We start from the raw sequence: 7,324 nt of genomic DNA, 5'->3' as shown, positions 1-7,324 counted from the left end.
CAGGGCAGGCAAAGTCAGTACAAGTCAGTCGAACGCTGCCCACCCCACAAGAGTTCCCCAAAAATCGGGATTTGGGTATTGTTAAATATCAACCTAAATCCCGACAACCAAACACTTTGGACTTATCTCCACACCCCACTTGACATTTTGACGATCGCTTTAAGTTGTCACCAATATCTTTTGTTTTGGGTAATTCAATGACTTGTGTGTACACCTTAGCCTTACTAAGGAGAGGGATGTCCGATAGGACAGGGTGAGGTTTTGGAGGACTTTTGGGTAGCGATCGCACTTTATCATTTATCTACGCCTAATTTATCCCATGCGGACGATGAATAATCGTCTCCACCACCCGCCGCTTGGCTTTTGGATCAATACCTACCAAGCGCACATACTCACCGCTATATTCTGTCAGAGTTGATTCCAAATTTGAGATTGCATCAGACTCGCTATCAATGTGGCTATGAACACAACTTTGCCAAGAACCTGTGCGAAAACGGCGCTCATCTACGTGTTCAATGCTAATTTTATAACCTTGAGATAAGAGTTCCCGAATTTGTCCTTGTGTCTCTAGGGTTAAATGTGGACTCGATATTTCTTGTTTCGGGAATCCATTAGTTTTTGCTTTTTCAGTTGCAGCATTTGACGGCTGACTAATTGGTGTTACAGCAGGTGGTGGAGATTGATCAGAATTTCTACCTCGATTGAGTCGGTTATAATCATCAACCAAATGGGAATTTTCCACCCGTTTTTGTTCACCAACGAGGAAGTTACCAGACTCGATTAAGTGAGACAGCTTGAAATCTGGCTTTTTAAATTCTGGTGGTCCTTCAACGCTGTTAACCACACTCAACGATACCCGCTCAAAACCTACTTGATGGATGTAGTTGCGGATTTGTTCGTCATAAATGCGCGATCGCAAAGCGCTAAAAAAGTCAATAGACTGATTGACAAAAGTATCAACTAGCTGTTCAACTTCCTTCTGTGACAGTCCATCCGGTTCAAAAATCCCCTTGACAATTCCCACCTTATCGTCTCGGTTTGGTTCCCAGTAGAACTTCTCCATCCGTCCATCCCGAATTAACGGTGCATAGAGAGTGGAAAAATCATTACCCGTGACAATAATCGGCACACGACGTAAAGGCGTAGAATCATAGCTTCCAGGCAGCTGCACATCTGTAGGATTATCAGCAATATTCATCAGTGTGGCATTCACCAACTGCGTATTTACAGTATATTGAGTGCCTTCATCAAAGCGTCCAGCACCTGCATCTAAATCGTTAATCATCAGTACACACATTTTCCCGCGTACTTTGATCAGTTCCGCAGTTTCCCGATAGCGCAGCCGAATCAACCGCGCCGGATCTCCTGCATCTGGACTTTCCAATTCGCCGCCAGAGATGTTAGTTACCTCGATACCCATTTTCTCGAAGACTAATTGACATTGAAATGTTTTGCCTTCTCCTTTGCGTCCGTGAATACCCAAAATCACGGGAACTCGCACACCAGGAAGCTTGAGAAAGTTTTTGGTAATGTGGACAGCGAGTTTATCCAGAAAGCGGGGAGCGATGTAATAACCCATATAATTATCTTTGCCTAGCAGTGCTTAAAGTAATGTTAAGTTTTTTTTGTGATTAGTGTTTATTTATCTATCTTTTGGTAGAAAAAAAGCGCTATCTACCATATACGTCTAATTGGATATGCATCAAAAATTTTATCAGCACTCAATATAGGGAGATTTTCAACTACCGACTGTGCAATTAAAATCCGGTCGAATGGGTCGCGGTGATGTAAAGCTAGTGTGGCAACAACAGTAACGTGGCTAATTTTGATATCGAGTAACCTAAAATCGTTAAGGTTGAGTTGCTGTGTGATGAATATCTCAAATGGCTGATTGAAACTAAGCTTTCCTAAATTCTGCTTAATAGCTATTTCCCAGAGACTAGCTATACTTAGCAAAATTTCATTATTCTCATCATTCATTAACTCTAGAACTTGATTACTAACTCTTGAATTGTCCGTCACATACCAAATAAAAGTATGTGTATCCAACAGTAAGATCATTCCATATATTCCTTAAAATCTTCGAGTGGTGCATCAAAGTCATCAGATATTGTAATTAAACCCTTGGCGCTTCCAGGTTGACGGCGGCGTTTAACTGGCGATACAGGAGTTAACTTCACAACAGGTTGATTATCTTTGATGATAATAATTTCCTCACCACTGAGTGCTGCTTCAATCAACTCAGGTAAGTTTTGAGATGCTTCAGCGAGAGTAATTTGCTGCATAATTCCTACCTTTGGATAGAAAGACTAAAGTGCTACCACTATCCTAACTTTGAATTCTCGATTGAATTAAAGGAAACCAATTTAACCAAGCGTCCCAATTTTCTACAATTTGGGCAAATTCTGCGTAACCGCTTGCTTGAGGATGAACACCATCATTAGCTTTTGCCTCATTTATCCAGATGTTTGATTTTTCTAATATCGGAAAAACATCTAAATAAGGTACATTTAATTCATTACAAATCCAAGCATGCTGTTTAGATAAATCAGCATTTCTCTGCCTCCTTTGAGAGTTTTCTTGTTCTGTATATGGCGCAAAACCAACCATCAACACAGGGTATAACTTTTGAGCTTCACTTAAAATTTCACGGGTATTTTTGATAGAATCTGCTAAATCTACGCGAGTTTTACTATTTTCTAGTGTTGTGTCATTCAACCCAAAGGAAAATATAACTCTGCCATCATATTCTTTGGGTAAGCGAAGTGATACTTCCTGTAACCAACGCTTTGCTATATCAGTACTCGTATCTCGTCTAATTCCTAAATTATAGTAGGTGATATCATAGCCTTTTTTATTAGCATTAGCACATATCCTGCCTGTCCAACCAAGACATTCTGGGTCGCCAGTACCATTAACAAAAGAGTCCCCAACAAAGCAAATTCTTACTTCCGGTAGATGCTGTAATTCCATTTATTACCTTATTAAAAAACGTAGAGAATAACTCCGCGTTACTCTGCGTTTTCCTTCTCTGCGAGACGCTTTGCGTAGCTTGCTTCCACGAAGTGGTATGCGTTCCTCTGCGTTTCAAAACAAATCTAACGAATAGGAGAGGCAGATAATTCTACCTCTCCTATGGGGATAAACCAATTACTTAAAGCTTGTTAACTTTAGTATTTGTTGGGTTTGTTGGGTTTGTGAACAAGAAAGCTGAGAATTTGGCACTGTTTGATGTTGTCAAAACCCACAACCCGAATATAGCTGGTGCTGAATTGAGAACGGCATCCTTGAACTTCGCTCAATACTTCTTGAGTCGATCTAGCACCGAATAAAGGCAACTTCCACATTGTCCAATAAAATTCTTTAGGATCAGAAGTTTCGTTAAACTCGATCGCTGGAATGTAACCTTGATTCAAAATGTACTGGATCTGTTTGGAAATTTGAGCATCAGATAGGGGGGGCAGATAAGAAAGGGTTTCGTAACGACGCTCTTTTGGTAAAGTTTGCATAGCTTTTGATAATGGGTTGTGATTTTTTACTACTAGGTTGACCGAACTAATTCGATAAGTTATCTAAATTCGGATCTGAACTTGCTTGCTGTTCTGGTTGCAGACTGGGGTTTGATGTGTCTATTCGGGTGATGCGTTCTAAATGCTGGCGACGCTGTTCCATGTTGGCTTGCTGAATGCCAGTGCGAACCATTTCCGGTAAAAAATCGATGACTTCTTCCGCAATGTGTTCCCTGACAGTCATGATTCGCAAAGCCAAATCTGGTTTTTCTTGCAACAGTTGCTCAATGTATGATTCACCATTCTGAATTTTGCCAGACGAAAAGTTATGCAACCAAAGTTCTAATGGAGGATTCGTTTCGCCTAGCTGTGCCAACACTGTCCTTAGAGCCTGATAAGTCAGATAACTTTGGACAGTCTTGGCTGTGTCCTTCGCAATTTGCTTAAGATTCATGCTTGACCCCAGCCGTCAACAGTTATGAGTTATGAATTAAGAGTTATGAGTTATGAATTAATGTAACTCTTAACTCTTGTTACAGACGCGATTAATGAGCCAGCGCGTTGCGGGGGTTCCCACGGCAGTCACTCATGGGGGAAATCCCCAGACGCTCGATGACTCGCTAACGCTGCGCTATCGCTTTTAGCGTCTCCCCTTGGGAGAAGATCGCGCTGCCTCCCCGTTGTAGCGACTGGCGTCGCGTCTCTACTTCTAACTCCTAACTTTTGATCAGACGGTATCCATAGCTTCAAACTCGAACTTGATTTCTTTCCACAGTTCGCAAGCAACGGCTAATTCAGGAGACCACTTAGCGGCTTCGCGGATAATGTCGTTACCTTCACGAGCCAAGTTGCGACCTTCGTTACGAGCTTGGACGCAAGCTTCTAAAGCTACGCGGTTAGCTGTAGCACCAGGAGCATTACCCCAAGGATGACCGAGAGTACCACCACCAAATTGCAGCACGGAGTCATCACCAAAGATTTCTACGAGTGCAGGCATGTGCCAGATGTGGATACCACCGGAAGCAACTGCCATTACACCAGGTAGAGAAGCCCAGTCTTGGGTAAAGTAGATACCGCGAGACTTGTCTTGTTCTATGTAGTTTTCACGCAATAGGTCAACGAAGCCCATTGTGATCCCGCGTTCACCTTCCAGCTTACCAACCACTGTTCCGGTGTGGATGTGGTCGCCGCCGGACATCCGTAGCGCCTTAGCCAAAACGCGGAAGTGGATACCGTGGTTCTTTTGACGGTCAATTACGGCGTGCATAGCGCGGTGAATGTGCAACAGAATACCGTTGTCACGACACCAACGAGCCAATGTGGTGTTGGCGGTGAAACCTGCGGTGAGGTAGTCGTGCATGATGATGGGCTGTTTGAGTTCTTTAGCGAACTCAGCCCGCTTCAGCATTTCTTCACAGGTGGGGGCGGTGACGTTTAGGTAGTGACCTTTGATTTCACCAGTTTCAGCTTGAGCCTTGGAAATAGCTTCAGATACAAACAAGAAGCGATCGCGCCATCTTTGGAATGGTGCGGAGTTGATGTTCTCGTCGTCTTTGGTGAAGTCCAAACCACCGCGTAAGCACTCGTATACAGCGCGTCCGTAGTTTTTAGCCGAAAGACCTAATTTGGGCTTAATTGTACAACCCAACAAAGGACGACCGTATTTGTTTAACTTGTCACGCTCAACTTGAATCCCGTGGGGAGGCCCTTGGAAAGTCTTCAGATAAGCTACAGGAATCCGCAAGTCTTCCAGACGTAGCGCTCGCAAAGCTTTGAAACCAAATACGTTGCCCACAATGGAGGTCAACATATTAGTTACAGAACCTTCTTCAAACAAATCCAAGGGATAGGCAATGTAGGCGATGAATTGGTTGTCATCACCAGGAACTGGTTCGATATCGTAACAACGACCTTTGTAGCGATCGAGGTCGGTGAGCAAATCTGTCCACACAGTTGTCCAAGTACCAGTGGAAGACTCAGCCGCTACAGCCGCAGCTGCTTCTTCGGGGGGAACTCCCGGCTGAGGTGTAACACGGAATGCCGCTAAAATGTCTGTATCTTTAGGTGTGTAATCCGGTGTGTAATAAGTTAGTCTGTAATCTTGAACCCCGGCTTTATACCCAGTTTTGCTCTGAGTCTTAGTTTGAGCGTAAGACATATTTTATCCTTCCCACAAGTCAGTCTTTTTAATTAATCAAATCACGTTCTGTGCAACTTTTCCTCACCCCGCTCCTTCCCCCTCTTCAGAGGGTCTGCTTCTTGCTTCATCCAAGGGAGTCGGCTCCAACAGTCCCCAAGCGTCAAGAAAGGGAGTAGCCCTCCCTACTTCTACGAAAGAAAAAAGAATTGCACACCACGTAATTTGTAGCTTGTCTCACAATATATCAATAATTTGATAAGTTATTCTTTGAAAGTTTTTAACTTATCTATTTAATTTTGTTATCACAGAAAGATTTAAACATTTTGTTACAAAAAGTTTACAAAACGTCATTAATAACTGTAAAGAAGTTTTTGGGGAGTGGGGAGTACAGACGCGATTAATCGCGTCTGTACAGGAGTGAGGAGTTACAAGAATTCTTTGCCCCATGCCCAATACTGATTAAATTTGAGAAAAATTGCCTATGACGTTTAAAAAATCTCAGCTAGGGGAACACTGGAATTAACCCAAAGCGAGTTTAGGTAGTGGCTATGGGTATTGTCTCCAAAGGAAATGTCACCGTGGTATTGTTTTGCAAGCATACTAGTTTATTGATTACTTCTATTTTGCTGGGGTTGATCGCTTCGCCAAGTATGGGATGGGCACAAAAAACCCCTGAGATTAATTCGTCTGATGTAACCCCTGCTTACCCACTTTCCCCACCGCCACCGCGAGTGGAAACCTTGCCCGATCAACGGGGAGTGCAAGAACATTCGCCAAAAACTGATTATCGTGTGGGTAACTTACTGGCAGATGTTACAGGCAATCTTTGGGTCGGTTCTGGGCGGGGACTATCGCGGATTGATCCTAAAACCGGCAAGATTATTTCTCGTGTTAGCTTGCCAAGTGTTGCGATTGGTGCTTTAGCCCAAGACAAAGTAGGACGTTTGTGGGTGGGAAGTTCTGAGGGACTGATCCGAGTAGACCCCCGCACTAACGAAATCACCGCGCAGAATTTATTTTTGCCTTCTAAACGGGTGTTGTCTCTGTTACTTGACAAGCGGGGTTATTTGTGGGTTGGAACCGATAATGGTTTAGCTCTAATTAGTCCCGACCAAGGCTTGATTATGACAACATTAAAAAATCTCCCTGGTGTTAGCGCCAACGCCTTGACTTTAGATGCTGAAGGTCAGCTGTGGGTTGGCACTCTTGATGGATTAGTGCGGGTAAATACTGGTAGTGCTGCGATTATGAAGCGGATAGCAGATTTGCCAGGGACGACTGTACAAGCTTTAGCTATTAGTCCAGAAGGATTGATTTGGGCGGGAATGCCGAATAATTTGCTTGTTATTAACCCAAAAACTGGTGCAGTGTTGCGCTCTGTAACTCGTCTGCGTGGGCGTAATGTGACAGTGGTACGTTTTGCTAAAGATGGTAGTGTCTGGGTCGGGACTAATAATGGTTTGTTACGATTAAATCCAAATACAGGAGCTGTGTTAGATGCAGAAGTTGCTGGACTTCCTTCTAGTCGGGTTCTTGCCCTTGCACCTGACATTAGCAATAAATTATGGATCGGCACTAGTGAAGGTTTAGCTTGGTTAATGCCCAAAATGGGTAGTGCAAAACCCCATATTGCTTTCAGTCACGCCGTTAAATGATTAGTTAAAAGTTAGGAGTT

9 protein-coding genes are annotated in these 7,324 nt (G+C 43.4%); 2 read left to right on the top strand and 7 right to left on the bottom strand.

Annotation, left to right across the window (positions count from 1 at the left end; genetic code table 11):
* Positions 1-201, top strand: a 201-nt coding sequence (locus tag HWQ38_RS28425) for a hypothetical protein (protein ID WP_292800597.1), incomplete at its 5' end; no start/stop codon positions are given.
* A gap of 106 nt (positions 202-307) precedes the next feature.
* Here HWQ38_RS28425 and HWQ38_RS28420 read toward each other — a convergent pair.
* The 7 genes from HWQ38_RS28420 to HWQ38_RS28390 form a co-directional block, all read right to left on the bottom strand.
* Positions 308-1,579, bottom strand: a complete 1,272-nt coding sequence (locus HWQ38_RS28420; RefSeq protein WP_292800596.1) for a ribulose bisphosphate carboxylase small subunit — start codon at positions 1,577-1,579, stop codon at positions 308-310.
* Positions 1,580-1,674: 95 nt separating this feature from the next.
* A complete protein-coding gene (locus tag HWQ38_RS28415) occupies positions 1,675-2,061 on the bottom strand; it encodes a type II toxin-antitoxin system VapC family toxin (RefSeq protein WP_292800594.1) in 387 nt (128 codons plus the stop codon).
* A complete protein-coding gene (locus tag HWQ38_RS28410; protein ID WP_292800592.1) occupies positions 2,058-2,285 on the bottom strand; it encodes a type II toxin-antitoxin system Phd/YefM family antitoxin in 228 nt (75 codons plus the stop codon). The genes HWQ38_RS28415 and HWQ38_RS28410 overlap by 4 nt, the downstream gene beginning before the upstream one ends.
* A 43-nt stretch (positions 2,286-2,328) precedes the next feature.
* Positions 2,329-2,973, bottom strand: a complete 645-nt coding sequence (locus tag HWQ38_RS28405; protein WP_292800590.1) for a GDSL-type esterase/lipase family protein — start codon at positions 2,971-2,973, stop codon at positions 2,329-2,331.
* Between the two features lie 197 nt (positions 2,974-3,170).
* Entirely contained in the window at positions 3,171-3,509 is a 339-nt protein-coding gene (locus HWQ38_RS28400) for a ribulose bisphosphate carboxylase small subunit (protein ID WP_292800588.1), read from the bottom strand.
* 46 nt (positions 3,510-3,555) lie between these two features.
* Entirely contained in the window at positions 3,556-3,963 is a 408-nt protein-coding gene (locus HWQ38_RS28395; RefSeq protein WP_292800586.1) for a chaperonin family protein RbcX, read from the bottom strand.
* 273 nt (positions 3,964-4,236) lie between these two features.
* A complete protein-coding gene (locus HWQ38_RS28390; protein WP_292800584.1) occupies positions 4,237-5,667 on the bottom strand; it encodes a form I ribulose bisphosphate carboxylase large subunit in 1,431 nt (476 codons plus the stop codon).
* 530 nt (positions 5,668-6,197) lie between these two features.
* Between HWQ38_RS28390 and HWQ38_RS28385 the strand changes: the two genes are divergently transcribed.
* A complete protein-coding gene (locus HWQ38_RS28385; RefSeq protein ID WP_292800582.1) occupies positions 6,198-7,304 on the top strand; it encodes a two-component regulator propeller domain-containing protein in 1,107 nt (368 codons plus the stop codon).
* The last annotated feature ends 20 nt before the right edge of the window (positions 7,305-7,324 follow it).

The organism is Nostoc sp. NMS7 (genome assembly GCF_017115085.1).
Taxonomy (GTDB): Bacteria; Cyanobacteriota; Cyanobacteriia; order Cyanobacteriales; family Nostocaceae; genus Nostoc.
The sequence above is the reverse complement of the archived record's forward strand: the minus strand, read 5'-3'. Positions and strand labels throughout refer to the sequence as shown.